The organism is Alteromonas sp. 14N.309.X.WAT.G.H12, from assembly GCF_036697315.1.
In the GTDB taxonomy this organism is placed as follows: domain Bacteria; phylum Pseudomonadota; class Gammaproteobacteria; order Enterobacterales; family Alteromonadaceae; genus Alteromonas.
Genome location: NZ_JBAHZB010000003.1, coordinates 83,006 through 98,395 on the forward strand (window position 1 = coordinate 83,006; position 15,390 = coordinate 98,395).

Consider the following 15,390-nt stretch of genomic DNA (forward strand, 5'->3'; position numbering starts at 1 on the left):
TCACATCCATATCGGGGTTAAAATTTCATTATGTTATATTATAACAACTTTGCAAATGCAAGGTTTGTCAACGTCCGTTCCATAAGCCTTTATGGGTAAGGGCGAAAAACTAGCTCGATAAATCTTTACATATTTACAAAGCTTTAATGTTTATCTGTGCGGGGCATTGAGAAGCGAGATTTACGCTTGGCAAGAGAGTGGGCTTCTTTAGTGATCAGGTTTTGGGCATCCATATCTCCAAGTGGGTGAAGACTGTCCCGTTGAATATGACCATCGGCCACCATGGAGAGGTAACGGGTACAGCAGACCCGTAAAAAGGACGTGAAATTACCGATATCGTGATCGGCATCCAGTGATTCAAGGTACAACTTGGTGATGAGTTGGTTGATGGCGAGATCGTCGCGATAGGCAATTTCTTGCAGAATATTCCAAAAAAAGGTTTCCATGCGTATTGATGTCACCACACCATCAATGCGCAATGAGCGGGTGGTACTCTTCCACAAGTTTGGATCCGCATTGATGAACAAGCTGCACATGAAAACCTCCCAATTGAATCAATAGATTACAGTAAAGCCATAAACTGACGCAGCAATGCTGGGTGTGCAGGCCATGCAGGCCCTGTGACCAGTTTTCCATCGGTAATGGCTTCATCCATGCCGACACTGACGTAAGTGGCGCCTGCCAATTTGATTTCCGGTTCGCAAGCAGGATAAGCAGATACCTTTTTACCGTCAAGTACGCCTGCGGCAGCCAGCAGTTGTGGGCCATGACAAATAGAACTTACCGGTTTATTGGCGTCGAAAAAGGCTTTTACCATAGCGATTACCTTGTTATTTAAGCGCAGGTATTCTGGGGCACGACCGCCGGGTATATACAAGCCGTCGTAATCGTCCACATTAACGTCATCAAAACTCGCATTTAACGCAAAGTTGTGGCCAGGTTTTTCAGTATAAGTTTGATCACCTTCAAAATCGTGGATAGCGGTTTTTACGGTTTGGCCGGCTTTTTTATCCGGACAGACGGCATCAACATCATGCCCACAGGCTTGAAGCGCCTGAAATGGCACCATATTTTCATAATCTTCCACAAAATCGCCGGTAATCATTAATATTTTGCTCATAACCTTGTCCTGTTAATAGAGTGTAAATTTCACTGTTACAACTTATTCATATGAGCATATCTAAGGCAGGAGTAGGTAATATTATAATACTACATAGGACAAAAGAGCTTACTGGAAGGGTTGGGGCGTCAAGTGTAACGCCAGCCTAGGGGATATAGGCTGGCGATCTTGTGACTTGCTTTTATTGATAGGTGATATGGGTTGCCGTATAGGCATCACTATTGGATTTAATTTCAGGCGTGTTAATCATGTTAAGGTTTTTAAGTACCGTAATGGGTTCGCCATTGGTGAGGTACAAGGAAATCGGTGCGCTATCTTTAAAGGTCGAATCGTTGATTTGCAGATTCTGTACACCATGAAAATACATGGATGCACCGGTTCTGTGAGTTTTTCCTTTCCCTACATTTGTTATCTCGTTATCTGATACTGTGACCATAGGACCAAAGGTACTTTCATCAAATCCACCACGGTATACCGTAACCACTTCTTCCTCGATATCAGAGAAGGTGTTTCCTTTTATGGTCAGATTTTCTACGCTGTAAACGCCCAGATCTTCGGTTTCTTTATCAAGGGACAGGACGGCTCCGGTAATGTTGTGCATGTCAGAATCCAGGATCTCAATATAATCGGCAAAGGTACCTGGATGGGCTTTGAAGAAATAGAAGTAACCATTGATATCAAGATCGGTGACTTTCACGTTCTTCACTGACAATGCGTAATTGATATTCATGGAATAGCGACTGGTTCTAATGATGCTGTTACCTTTGTAATCCGGTGATGCAGCGCCGTCAAACCATAGGTTTTCCACTTCCAGCGCGCCGCCATTTTCAATGACAATAAACGCCGGTTTTTCAGAACGGATCACCGGTTTGTCACCGGCTTTGGCCATAATGGTGATGGGGTGGTGTACGGTAGCAAAGCGAGTGAGCAGGTAGTCAGCGCCATTTTCAAGAACCAGAATATCGCCGGCTTCACTTTTTGCCAGTGCCTTAGCTAAGGTATCTATGCCGGGTTTAACGGTAATGGTTTTGCCACTTTTAAACGCCACCTGATGGTCTTTTTTAGGGTAATAGGGCGCCCCTGTGTCAGCCTTTTCAACCGGTAATTTGACGTCGCCGAAGTCAATGGCATGGAGTAACGACGAGTCTGGCACATACAAGCCATTTTCGTTTTTAGAAATGGCATAGGGCACCTTGGTAAATCCGCGGCCAATGGGGTTTTGAGCATCTTGGTTAAGGAAGTTGCCAGCAAATTCAATGCCGGATACATCATCAAAAACAGTGATAGGGTTGAGGTTTTGCTTACCCAATATAATGTTGTTTTTCATTTCAGTGGTGGTGGGCGGCGCAGAGCGTTCTTCGTCGGCACCCGCACCAAGCTGAATGTAATCGCTATCGATTACCACGTTATTATTCATGGCCGAATCAATAACGGGGTCGTATCGGTTTGGCGGTGAATTTGGCACCCCATTCATGATCACCAGTGCGCCGCGGAAACGGCGGCCGGTTAATCCATAGAGGTAATTGTTATTCACGGTTTGGTGTTCATTAATAATTCGAATACCACCGGTATTGGGTTTTCGGTTGCCTAAAAAGTAGTTATTTTCTACCGTGGTGTAATGGCCATGGCGCATGGTTAATGTGCCTTGGGCTTCGAAAAATACGTTGCCTTTGAAGGTGTTTCCACTGGATTTGTTGGAAATGATCTCGTGCTCACCACTGGTACGATCAAAGTAGTTGTATTGCACTAATGTGTTGGCGTATTCCCGGGAAAAATGGCTGGTGCCAATACGCAGCGTTTCACCACCGTTTGCGCCTAATACTTGTCGTGGTCCAAAGTAGTTGTACTCAATAACGTGATGGTTTTCGCGGCTGCCTTCTGAGTTCATGCGCACCGCAACGGTGACACCCCGATTTCGTTTATTAATAAATGAATTGTGATCGATGTGATTATGTTTGCCATAAATGGCCACCCACAGATCAGAGAGTTCTCTTTCAGGGTGACTAAAATTATCTATCACGGTGTTGGTTAATCGCGAGTGATTCGCCAGTTCATCGGGTGAGGTACGAAAGGCGATGACTTCACCGGTTGGCGTATGCCCGTCGGTAAATAGCAGGCCGTCGACAACCAGATACTCACCGGAAAAGCTCAAGTTAGAAATACCGGTGATTTTCACCATTCCCGGGGTTTGCGCTTTTAACGTAATGGGGTTTTGTTCCGTTCCTGTTCCTTTAAATACCAGTTCAACATCATGCCATTCACCGTTAGCCATCACGATGGTATCGCCCGGTTTTGCCTGTTCAACAGCGTCGTTAAACTGGTCGATGTTTGCCACCACCTGGGCGACGGAAATTTGATGAAACATGAATAATAATAGAGCGATAAACGATTTTTGGATTTGCAACCTTGGCATTCCAAACATAATTAAATTCCTCATTTTCAGTTCCGTACTTTTAAAAAAATCCATTTAAAAGTCACGGCGTCAGATAACCTTATCTAATATAGTTGAGTGCGTTGGTAACGATGGACTCAACTGAGTCGGATACATCCACAGTCAGACCATATTCGGGTAACTCTAAGGTGGATAATTGTGTGGCGAGTAAGCGGCCATCAAAAAAATGGTTTTTCCTGGCTGACAGTCGTTGCGCTAATAATTCGGCGCTACCGGTCAGCATGATCCATTTAACCGGAAGGGTGCCATTTCTCATCAACACCCGTCGGTAAGATTCTTTTAATGCGGAACACGCCAGTACCGCACCTTCACGTTTTTCATACTGGGCCAACAAGGCGGCGAGTTTTTCCAGCCACGGCCAGCGATCTTCATCGGTAAGGGCCAATCCAGACTGCATTTTGTTGATATTGGATGGGGGATGAAAATCATCCGCATCAAAAAATGGTAGCTGTAAGTGTTCGCTAATGGCTTTACCAATAGTGGATTTGCCCGTGCCGGAGACACCGGCCACAACAATGATCATTTATGTCTCCTTAAACTTGTTCAGCAATGGCAATGATGCCATTGACCGAAATGACAATGGCAAACAATAAAGCCAGGCCAAGCAGGCTATTTAATAGCTTGCCGGGGGCATAGTTTTTCATTAACTCCCGTTTATTTATCATGATCAAAATGCCGGCAACCACCAGTGGTAAAACAAAAACATTAAAGACCTGGGATAAAATCTGCCCTTTTATGGGGTTAAAGCCAAACACGGGAATGATAAGTGCCACTATGCAGGCAATACCGGTGATAATTCTAAATTGCTTGGAGTTGGTATCGAGTTTACCTGAACGATAATCGGCAATGAGCAAGGGGGCAATTAATAAACAGGGAAAGACTGAAGAGAGTCCGGCGGCAAGGGTGCCAAAAAAGAATACCGTTAAAGCGGTTTTTCCGGCAATGGGTTCAAGGGCATTTACCATATCTAATACATGGGTGATTTTTTTTCCTTCGTGAAACAAGGCTCCTTGGGCCACCGCCATCACAGAGGCACTGATAATAAACACCAAAAATGCCGCTACAAAAGCATCTTTCTTTTGCTGCTTTAAGTTGGCCATTCCCCATCCTTTACCTTGAATAAACAAAGGTCGAGATAAAAAGGTCGCCGCGGCCATGGTGGTGCCGACAAAGGCGGCAACCATCATTTTTCCGCCTTCAACCTGAGGGATTGAGGGGACAAAACCGGCCACCACTTCAGCGGGCATGGGATGCACAATAAACAAGGAAAAGACAAAGGAGAGGCCCATACAGGAAACGAACATCACCAGTATTTTTTCGAACAACGAATATTTACCGATGAGCATAATGGCGTACATGATGCCAATTACGCAGACGGCAATGCCCAGCACTAATTCGTATTTGTAGGGCTTTAATGAGGGGGCATACAGGGCCAGCATTTCATAGATAATATTCGAGGAGATACCCAAAATACCCATGAGGGAGTTCCATTGGCCAAATGTCACACCAATGATAATAAGAATGGCGATAGGACGACCGAATTTCAGGTGTTTTTTGAAGCTGTATAGGGCGGTTTCACCGGTAACAATGGCATAGTTACCGTAGGCGTAAATAAGTGCCCCGGAAAACAAACAGCTTAAAAATAATACCCAAAGCAAATCCATGCCATAGGTGCTGCCAGCAACGATCATGGACGTCACACTGCCCGTTCCAATGGTGTAGCCTATGGCAAAAAACGCGGGCCCGAACGCCATTATTTTTTTTAATAGTGATGACATCTTGCTACCTCTGTTCTTGTTATATGTACGTGTAGGGTACTTTTTGCGGCTTACGCCATATAAACGCCACCGTTGATGTCTAAGGTTGCGCCGGTAATAAATCCGCTGTACTCCGAGGCGAGAAATGCCACAGCCCGTGCCACATCCATTGGGTTTCCTGCCCGTTTTAACGGAATTTCGCTAATGGTTTTATTGGCAGACTCATCGGTGGTGTGGGTTGCATGAAAGCGGGTACCTAAAATTAAACCAGGGGTAACGGCGTTGACGCGAATATCATCGGCTGCCAGTTCCGCTGCCAAAGAGCGGGTAAAGGTGAGTACTGCCCCTTTTGAGGTGGAATAAGCTAAGGAGCCGCCGTGGCCGCCTTTACGGCCAGCCAGAGAGGAAAGGTTAACAATAGAAGCCCCTTCTTTGGCGTTTTGCAGCAGCGGCAACATGGCACGGCTAACCATCATCATGGATGTCACATTCACGGCCATAACCTTTTCCCAGAATGTATTTTCAATGTCGTCTAGGGTATGCCTTTCAACGAGATCGCCGGTGTTATTCACCAATACATCCAGGGTGTCAAAGTGACTTTTTACCTGCGCGGCAAAGGCCGTCACCGTGGCTTCTTGCGTAAGATCTGCCTGTAACGGGATGATTTCACCCACACCGCTGGCTTTGACTTCTTTTTCTAATTCTTCCACTGCGTCTTTAGAGCGAAAGTAATGGACGATTACCCGTGCACCTTGTGATGCAAGCTCTGCTGAAATGGCACCGCCAATACCACTGGCGCCGCCGGTGACCAATACATTTTTACCAGATAATGAGTTCATATGTGTATCTACCATCGAATGAAAAAAAGTCGTGTTTAGCTGTGGTGGAGACATGCTTTTGACGCGTAATTTATCGCCAAAAAGCGTGTTCAGGGCATAGGCTGATCACCAAGCTAAACCGTTTTAGTTCATCAGTAAGCTAACATAGGAAGTCATATTGTCAACGCTAAAAGTAAACGAAATGATACATGCTTGGTTCTTTTTATTAACATCAGTCGACATTTGATAAACCGTTAATTGATTAAAAATCAATGATTTATTTTTGATTTGTAAATATTATGAGAGGTTTAAAAATTTACCTTTCTCTTTTGCTGGCGCAGATAGGGCAAGGCAACCCATGATGAGATCACTGTACCGAATTCTGATCAAGGTTTAGTTATTTTTTATTTTCAGTTATTTAGCCCACCTGAAATTAAATTTTTATAAAAAAATTGAACTTTTTTTGCTCCAAGTGTTGATCTTATGACTATAAAGTGTAAGTTTATTGTTAATTTCCTGGGCGCCAGGAATTTTTTTGCCGGCTAGCTAAACCGATTTAGTAGACCGGTTTACTAGAGAGCAGCATCTTCACATGAAAAGAAAGGACATGCGGTGCGTGTGAAGTACCAGCTGATCAGCTTTTGGAGAAGCAACATGAATAACAAATTGTCTAAACTCACGATTGCCATTTTATCTGCCACAACCGTTGGCATGTCATTGCCGTCTTTTGCCCAAGAAACGCAGGAAGCCCAAGCGGCGGCTTCCTCAGAGCCGGTAGAAGTGATTGAAGTCCGAGGTATTGCGAACAGTATTGCTGAATCTGCACGGTTAAAGCGCTTCGATTCACGTATTGTGGATGCCATTGTTGCTGAAGATATCGGGAAGTTGCCGGATAACAATATTGCAGAAGCGCTGCAGCGCATCACCGGTGTATCAATCAGCCGTGACTTCGGTGTGGGCGAGTCTGTCACCATTCGTGGTATTTCACAAAACCGTGTGGAACTGAATGGGCGTTCCACTTCGGGGAGCGGCCGTGGCGGTATTAGTCTTGATGACTTTCCATCAAGTTTCTTAAAATCCGTCGAAGTGGTTAAGTCACCGACGCCAGAAATGATCGAAGGCGCTTTGGGCGGTACCATCAATATGACTACGGTACGTCCCCTTGAGTTAGATGAGCCTCTTGTTGCTATTACTTTAGATGGCGAATATGCCGATAAAGCCGAGAACTGGGCGCCCATATTTACCGGTGCCGCAGGTACAAATTGGGATTTAGGGGATGCCGGTACATTTGGAGCATCGGTGGTGGTGTCATATCAGGATCGTACCTTGCGCCGGGACCAATTCTTTAATTTGGTGACGCCCACCGAATTGGATTTAGATGGCGATGGAACCAGTGATGAGGCCAACACGCCCAGTGGTAACTACCTGGTGCGCAGTCAAAATACCGTTGAGCAGAAAACCGAACAGCGTGAACGTACCGCGGTAGGGCTGTCATTGCAGTGGGCACCAAAAGATGCCGATGGCTTTATTTACCTTGATATTAATACAACGGATTTAGATGGCGGTCAGGAAGCCTATTCCGTGCTCAATGACAGTAAAGATTATTCAGATTTGATACTCGACGATGCTTATGGTGATGCCAACGGCCAGTTGCAAAATTTTGGTTCCGGCAGTGTGTTTGTGCAGCCTAAAACCTGGGCTGACTTTACCACCAACGAAACCATGTCCAATGCCTTGGGCGGCGAGTGGTATATAACTGATCAATTAAAAATATCCGGTGAAGTGGCCTATACAAAATCGGAAAGTCGCCGTACCAATTCCGAATTTAACTTACGCCCCATTTCCCGCTCTCAGTATGAAGAGGACGGTACCATTACCGAAAACTTGTTTACGATTACCATGACTCAGCAGGGTGACAAGGTACCGGGTATTGAATTTTCCGATCCTGACGCATTATTAGATCCAGACAACATGGCCATTCGTCAGTTTACCCATCAACGCTATTATGAAGATAATGAAGAAACCGCCATCCGTTTTGATGTGGAATATAGCGAACCCTTCGCGGGCTTAGATTTTATCAGCAAAATTAAAGCCGGTGTACGTACCACAGATAGGGATTACGAGCTTGATCGTTATGATTTGCGTATAAACGGCAGTGAGCTTAAAAACTTACAGACCAGTGTTACCTATGATGGCGTGGTCACCCCCGTATGGGTTGATGACTTTAATGAAGCCTATGGCGGCTTTAAAGAAGTGAACTACAGTAATTCTTTTGAGCAAAGTGGTATTTCCGGTAGCAACGCGCTTACCCACTATTATGTGTACGATGGCGCGGAACTCGCTTACAACATAAACGGTACCTTTGATCGGGTGAAACAAATGTTGGAAGGAAGTAACTATGAAATTAGCGGTACGCTCAATGACAACATGGTGCGCAACACCGGTGCTTATGCTCAAATCAGCGAAGAAACCCGCGCCATATATACCCAGTTCCATTTAGATTTCGACCGCATATCCGCTGTGGTAGGTGCCCGATATGTGCAAACGGATTTAACCTCTAATACCTATGATCAAAGTGGCACAAACGAGTATTCGGATCTGCTGCCTAGCATCAATGCAACATATACTTTAACGGATGATACGCTGTTACGTTTTGCTGCGGCAAAAGTGATGCGTCGTCCTGAATTTAGTGAACTAAGTCCTGCGGTTAGTATTGATAATTCCTTGGTCACAGGTACGCAGGGTTCCTATCAGCTAGACCCGTATCGGGTAACCCAATATGACCTGTCAGCAGAACATTATTTTGGTGAAGGCGGTATGGTGTCTGCGGCCATTTTCTACAAAGATGTTGAATCATTCACGGTATCAAGCAGCTACTGTATGGCGGACGGGGATACTGTCGAAGGACAGAATGTCACAGAATACGTGAACGTATGTTTGCTGGATCAGGCCGGTGTGAGTCAATCCAACATCAATTATGTGAGCGGTGATCAAGGTTTAGAGTACGTTGAAGCTCAGCGAGATGCCGGCCTTACCGGTATTGTTATCGATACCGATGTGAACGGTGGCAGCGGTGAAGTTGCCGGGGTTGAATTGGCTTACCAACAACAGTTTAATTTCTTACCGGGGCTGTGGTCTGGATTAGGGGTGAGCGCGAACTATACCTACGCTGACAGTGAGCAGCCTGACGGTAACCCGTTACTGGATATCTCAAACAATACTTTCAACGGTCAGGTGTACTGGGAAAATGACGGGATCCAGATTCGTCTGGCGTACAACTGGCGTGATAAATACCTAGACACTCAGGACGAGAAACGGGTACGACCTGTGGGGGCATTGGCCACAGGGGTTTATAACCGCACCGATCCTGATAGTGCCTATTATGACCCCACGTTGGGGAACAATTACCGTGAAGCCCGTGGCCAGTTTGATTTCTCTGCCAGCTATGATTACAACGAGCACATCACCTTGGTGGCCAACGCTGTGAACCTTACTGGCGAGCCGGTAACACAGGTCACAGAGTTAGGTAGTATCTGGCAATACAGTGAATCTGACCGTCGCTTTACCGTGGGAGTCAGAGCCCGCTGGTAAGCGTTTTTTCAACGGCTAGCAATGGCAAAATTATAGATAAGATGGTAGTTAACCTCTCCCTTCAATATCTTTTGCTAGCCGTTTTTTCTTCTCTTCTGTGTTATCAAAAACGATTATAATCTGGAACAACAAATGAAAAAGATTAAATTAACCTGTACCGCCGGTATGGCGTTACTCGGTACAACCCTGCTGGCTGGATGTAATGAAACTGGCGACGAGCCGATGGCAAACGCCGACGACCATCACAGCACGGCAACCCATAAAAAAGCGCCGGGTGAGGTCTTTGACCTGTCATCTTGGAATATTTTGCTGCCCTTGGACAGTGATGGTGATGGACAAGCTGATAGGGTGAACAATAAAGATCTGCAAACTTTTCAGGTGGATGACTTTTTCTATCTTGATGATGACAATAATATGGTTTTTGCGGCGGCGAACAAAGCCTTTACGTCGCCCACCTCAACCAATACCCGTAGTGAGTTGCGCCAGGTGTTTGTGGATGAACACGGCAATGTAGCGGATATGGACAGCCCGAAAAATTACTTTGCCCTTTCGTCTAACCCCCGAGCTGAAGAATTTGCCACATTAGGCGGACGCATGGAAGCCACGTTAAAAGTGAATCATGTTTCGGTTAATGCCAAATACAAAGATAAAGAACCGGCCTACTCGGTGGTGGTGGGACAAATTCACGCCGGTAAACTGGACGAATTAAGAACCAATGATTCGGGGTTTGGTTGGGGTAACGAACCGCTTAAAATCTACTATAAAAAATTCCCTCATCATAAAACGGGATCGGTGTTTTGGAACTACGAGCGTAATCTGGTGAAAGATGATCCTAACCGTATTGATATTGATTACCCTGTGTGGGGTGTAGGTTGGGATGACCCGTCGGATCCTGGCGATGAAGGTATCGCTTTGGGGGAGTCATTTAGTTACACCGTCAATGTTTATGGCGATATAATGTATCTTACATTTACCGCAGATAATCATCCCACGGTAAAACATCAGATTAATCTGGCCAATAACGTGGATGGGAATGGAGACCTAGATAAATTCGATGATCCTAACGGCTATAAAAATGATTGGCTTTTCTTTAAGGTGGGCGCGTATAACCAGTGCAGCACGAAAGATGCCCCCACTTTCCGTTACCCCGCTTGTCCTGGCACAGGGGATTGGGAAACAGATAAGCGGGATGGAAACTATACCAGTGTGTCATTTTCTTATTTGAATGTAGGTGAAGCAGTGCCTGTGCAATAGCACAGGCTTTTAATTCTGGTGTCGATGCGAGCCGTCTTTTAATAAGAGAAACATGTGAATGAATAAGAATAAAGTTAGACTTATCGATGTGGCGACCAAAGCGGGTGTTTCTAAAAGTACCGCATCTCAGTTTCTAAATGGGCGCTTTGACTTTATGTCGTTAGATACGCGATTGCGTCTGCAAAAAGCGGTAGAAGAATTAAACTACGTTCCTAATAATATTGCCCGCAGCCTTAAAACAAACAAAACCCGCACTTTGGGTGTGATTGTGCGGGATATCTCCAGCTACTATACCAGCCAAGCCATTCGTGGCATGGATGACTATTGTAAAAGTCATGGCTATGATTTGTTTATTTATAATTCCGACTTTGAACCGAAAACAGAGAAAAATGCTCTTACCGCATTGTGTCAGCTGAATGTGGATGGGGTAATTATTGCGTCTTGTGGGAATAATGCCGCGCTCATCGAAGAAATATCCAATCACACCGTGCCGGTGGTGCAGTTTCAGTTAGAACATGATGATTGTGACACCGGCATTGTGGTGGCCGATTATAAGCGTGCTTCCTTTGAGGCTACCGAGTATTTAATTGGCCTTGGCCATCGCAATATCAGCTTTGTGACCCAGCAATTTGAAACAGTAAAGTCCCGGCTGGAAAAATATCAGGGGTTTGTGGATGCCCACAATAAGCATAATATTCCAGTGCAAGAATCCTTAATCATCCATTGGAATCGGAAGCTCGGCCTACAAAGCTCGCCGGTGGAAATGCTGAAATTGGCTAATCCGCCCACAGCGTTTTTTACCCAACAAATTGCCATTACCATCGACGTGTTAAAAGCGTTGGAAAATGCCCATATTGCCATTCCGCAACAGGTGTCTCTGTTAGGGTTTGAAGAAATACCGATGGCGGAGTTTTTTAAGGTACCCATTACCATCGTCAAGCAACAACCTTATGAAATAGGCAGCGAAGCTGCCAGAATGCTAATGAACAAACTGAATAACCCTAAATCGGTGAATACCCGTATGCTTGTGCCTTGCTCATTGGTAAAACGTCAATCTTGTGCTCGCCCTCATTTGCCAGATAATAGCGAAAATACGGCGGTAAGTGTCGGCTAAAAATCGATTTTCTGACGTCTTTGTTTGCGTTCGCTATGCTGTTTTTTTGATGCTTCTCGCCTTTTTTTCACGCCCTTGCCTATCTTTGTTGGTCGCCGTTTTTTCTGCATAATGGTGGCGGCCTTTATCCAGCTGACTAAACGGTTTTGTGCATCGGCCCGGTTCTGCTCTTGGGTGCGAAAATTTTGCGCTTTTAATACAAACACGCCATCAGCGGTTAGTCGGCTGTCTGCCTTAGACAGGAGTCGCTGTTTAATGGGATCGGGCAAAGAAGAGGCTTTGACATCAAAACGTAGATGAATGGCGCTACTGACTTTGTTGACATTTTGGCCGCCCGCGCCTTGGGCGCGGATGGCCGTCATCTCTACCTCGGCATCATCAATCATCAACGATGAGGTGATCATAATTGCCATATTATCTAACGCTCAGACAGTGTTGAGTCGGGCGCTCTGGAAACACTTGTTGTAAGGTCGTGGTCAGTTTTTGGTAGTCGCTGGCCATTTTGTTAGCCTGCTCCGTGGTGAGTACGCTGCCATTGGCGGTAATGCGCTCGTGTTCAATACGGGTGTAATAGAATATGTGTACTGCTGTATTATCGTTCTGCCAGCCGGCATACATATCATCAATGTTCTTTTTCGAATCATCAATAAAGACAATGGCGCGGTATGTTTGCCCGGTTTGGGTTAACAACCAGTGCAACATGGTGCCTTTGTTCATGCCGGTGGTCATCATTATGCCCTGGCTGTAACTCATTTCTCTTTCCAGCGTTTGCCGGTAAATGGTAGGTGTGTCGCCATGGGTATCGGCATCCTTTATTGCCGCTAAGGATAGGTCAAAACCGTTGCGATACAATTCCCGTTCTGTGGCAGTGCGGTATCTTGGTGAGCGGGAGGTCAGAGCGATAACGGTGTTACCTTGTTGTTGCCATGCCGCCACCCGTTTATCTAAATTTGGCTCTGTGGGAACCATGGGGTTTAACTCGTAGAGCAGCCCAATGGTGTCCTCAAACAAACAATCTACCGTTTGGGTATCATCCGGTTTTATTGGTAACTTTCCTCGTTGCCACTGATACCAGATATCACCACCTAAATCTGACGTGCTGGTAAGCAGGGTGTTGTCGATATCAGAAACCACAAGCACATTTTTCGCGCCATACTGGTTGTTGAGGGCGGTTATCTGCTTATCAATAACTGAAAAATCCCGCACCTCTGCAACGGTAACCTTTGAAGTCTGGTTTATGTGCTCGTCTGCAGTCGATGTGACAGTACACGCCGACAAAGTGGTTAAACTGAGTATGCTAAACAGAATGATAAAAGGACGATATTTCATACAGGTGCCATGACAATAATAGAGCCTGATACTTTATCAGGTTGTGTCTAAAGTTGAAGAAAGAATTCGTTGGAAAGGAAAAATGCGCAACAAGCATGTTGCGCATGGGGTTGGGGTTACATGTGGCCCGTTTGTTCAAATCGCTGATGCCAGCTTAGCGATTCTTCGAGTATATGGGGTGTGTGCATTCCTCGTCCGCTGTGGCAGGCTCGCTCGTAATAATCGAGCAATTTCTCTTTGTACATGGGATGGGCACATTTTTCGATAACCGTGGTAGCCCGTTGTCGGGGAGACAGACCGCGCAAATCCGCTAAGCCTTGCTCAGTGACAATGACTTTTACGTCATGTTCAGTGTGATCTACGTGGGAGACCATAGGCACAATAGCGGAAATGGCACCGTTTTTCGCAATAGATGGAGTCATGAATATGGACAGGTAACCGTTACGGGTGAAGTCGCCTGAACCACCGATACCATTCATCATGCGCGTTCCCATGACATGGGTAGAGTTTACGTTGCCATAAATATCCGCTTCCAATAGTCCATTCATGGCAATGACACCAATGCGACGCACGATTTCTGGGTGATTACTGATATCCTGCTGACGCAAGATGATCTTTTCCCGATAGAAGTCGATATTCTCATTGAGTTCATCCATGGCTTGGGGGCTAAGGGAGAACGCGGTAGCTGAAGCAATAGACAAGGTGCCGCTTTTCAGCATATTAAGCATGCCGTCTTGGATCACTTCGGTATAGGCGGTGAGGTCTTTGTAAGGGCCTTTGTCTAAGCCGTCAAGCACCGCATTGGGAATGTTACCCACGCCAGACTGAATAGGCAAAAGGGAAGCGGGTAATCGCCCTTGTTTGACTTCATGATCAAAGAAATCGAGGATATGCTCGGCAATTTGATTGGAGATGTCATCGGCCGGCGAAAACGGACTGTTACGATCAGGCGATGAGGTTTCAATAACGGCAACGACTTTCTCTGGCGGAATTTTAAAGTATTGCTCACCAATGCGATCAGAGGGTTTGGAAAGTAAAATAGGTTTCCGATTGGGCGGCAAGGCGGTGCCATAGTATATATCATGCATGCCTTCGAGCTTGATGCTCTGCTTATTGTTCACTTCAAGAATGACTTTGTCGGCCTGCTCAACCCAGGTTTTATTGTTACCGATAGAGGATGACGGAATTATGCGTCCGTCTTCGTGTATTCCTGCAACTTCAATAACCGCGGTATTTAACTTACCGAGAAATCCTGACCATGCATATTGGGAGACTTCGGATAAATGAATGTCCACATAATGCATATGGCCTTCGTTGATTTGTTTACGGCATATGGGATCTGACTGATAAGGTAGTCGGCGGTTTATGCCTTCGACTTCGGCTAACAAGCCATCCAGTTCGGGGGCCGTTGAGGCGCCTGTCCATAAATCAATGCGAAAGGGTTTACCTTCTAAATGGTGGGATTTTGCTTTTTCTACTAATGCAGCGGGCAATGCTTTGGGATGCCCCGCACCAGTAAAGCCACTCATACCCACGGTATCGCCGTTTTCTATAAATTGCGCAGCCTGATCCGCTGACATGATTTTTTTACGTAGTTGTGGGCACAGAATTCTGCTTTGAGAAAACATGAAAACTCCAATAATAAGCTTGTGCAACTTGCTATTCGATCAAGACGAATGAATGTTATTGGTATACCGCCGACCTCGGCGTTTGTTAACAAGCTGCAAATAGAAAAGAGTATTTACTTTACCTGAATGCTACAACTTAAGTATAAGACCTAAGTTGTATGAAATCCCCATTTTGTTTTTATAATGTAATCAGTGTTTATTAATCTGGTTTGTTGTGTTTTTAGAATGTAAAAATATCTTATTAAGATATTGTTTTATAGCCTCTATATTATATATTTATGTTCGTAATTTCCATCATGTATAGGTCGATGTGACCGCGGCGGGCTG

General features: G+C 45.4%; 12 protein-coding genes. 3 read left to right on the top strand and 9 right to left on the bottom strand.

The window, feature by feature from the left end; genetic code table 11:
* Positions 1-143 precede the first annotated feature (143 nt).
* The 6 genes from V5298_RS02840 to V5298_RS02865 all read right to left on the bottom strand — a co-directional run bounded on the left by V5298_RS02840 (position 144) and on the right by V5298_RS02865 (position 6,168).
* The gene (locus tag V5298_RS02840) at positions 144-536 is read right to left on the bottom strand and encodes a ribbon-helix-helix domain-containing protein (protein WP_332929955.1); all 393 of its coding nucleotides are present in this window, start codon (positions 534-536) and stop codon (positions 144-146) included.
* 26 nt (positions 537-562) lie between these two features.
* On the bottom strand, positions 563-1,120 hold the full coding sequence (locus V5298_RS02845) for a DJ-1/PfpI family protein (protein ID WP_332929956.1): 558 nt from the start codon (positions 1,118-1,120) through the stop codon (positions 563-565).
* A gap of 181 nt (positions 1,121-1,301) precedes the next feature.
* Positions 1,302-3,557, bottom strand: coding sequence for a polysaccharide lyase 6 family protein (locus V5298_RS02850; RefSeq protein ID WP_416351136.1), 2,256 nt, complete (start codon positions 3,555-3,557; stop codon positions 1,302-1,304).
* A 55-nt stretch (positions 3,558-3,612) separates the two neighbouring features.
* Entirely contained in the window at positions 3,613-4,095 is a 483-nt protein-coding gene (locus V5298_RS02855; protein WP_332929957.1) for a gluconokinase, read from the bottom strand.
* Positions 4,096-4,105: 10 nt separating this feature from the next.
* Entirely contained in the window at positions 4,106-5,350 is a 1,245-nt protein-coding gene (locus tag V5298_RS02860; RefSeq protein ID WP_332929958.1) for an Nramp family divalent metal transporter, read from the bottom strand.
* Positions 5,351-5,400: 50 nt separating this feature from the next.
* Positions 5,401-6,168 (bottom strand): glucose 1-dehydrogenase, encoded by a 768-nt coding sequence (locus V5298_RS02865; protein ID WP_332929959.1) that lies wholly within the window; start codon positions 6,166-6,168, stop codon positions 5,401-5,403.
* A gap of 633 nt (positions 6,169-6,801) precedes the next feature.
* Here V5298_RS02865 and V5298_RS02870 point away from each other — a divergent pair.
* The 3 genes from V5298_RS02870 to V5298_RS02880 all read left to right on the top strand — a co-directional run bounded on the left by V5298_RS02870 (position 6,802) and on the right by V5298_RS02880 (position 12,106).
* Positions 6,802-9,738: a TonB-dependent receptor gene (locus V5298_RS02870; RefSeq protein WP_416351137.1), complete on the top strand. Its 2,937-nt coding sequence runs from the start codon at positions 6,802-6,804 to the stop codon at positions 9,736-9,738.
* 132 nt (positions 9,739-9,870) lie between these two features.
* On the top strand, positions 9,871-10,992 hold the full coding sequence (locus V5298_RS02875) for a polysaccharide lyase family 7 protein (protein WP_332929960.1): 1,122 nt from the start codon (positions 9,871-9,873) through the stop codon (positions 10,990-10,992).
* A 58-nt stretch (positions 10,993-11,050) separates the two neighbouring features.
* Positions 11,051-12,106, top strand: a complete 1,056-nt coding sequence (locus tag V5298_RS02880; RefSeq protein WP_332929961.1) for a LacI family DNA-binding transcriptional regulator — start codon at positions 11,051-11,053, stop codon at positions 12,104-12,106.
* Here the strand turns inward: V5298_RS02880 and arfB are convergent.
* The 3 genes from arfB to V5298_RS02895 all read right to left on the bottom strand — a co-directional run bounded on the left by arfB (position 12,103) and on the right by V5298_RS02895 (position 15,063).
* The gene (gene arfB, locus V5298_RS02885) at positions 12,103-12,519 is read right to left on the bottom strand and encodes an alternative ribosome rescue aminoacyl-tRNA hydrolase ArfB (RefSeq protein WP_332929962.1); all 417 of its coding nucleotides are present in this window, start codon (positions 12,517-12,519) and stop codon (positions 12,103-12,105) included. The two genes, V5298_RS02880 and arfB, sit on opposite strands and share 4 nt — an antisense overlap.
* Position 12,520: 1 nt before the next feature.
* On the bottom strand, positions 12,521-13,435 hold the full coding sequence (locus V5298_RS02890) for a DUF2608 domain-containing protein (protein WP_332929963.1): 915 nt from the start codon (positions 13,433-13,435) through the stop codon (positions 12,521-12,523).
* Positions 13,436-13,551: 116 nt separating this feature from the next.
* Positions 13,552-15,063 (bottom strand): acetyl-CoA hydrolase/transferase family protein, encoded by a 1,512-nt coding sequence (locus tag V5298_RS02895; RefSeq protein WP_332929964.1) that lies wholly within the window; start codon positions 15,061-15,063, stop codon positions 13,552-13,554.
* Positions 15,064-15,390 lie beyond the last annotated feature (327 nt).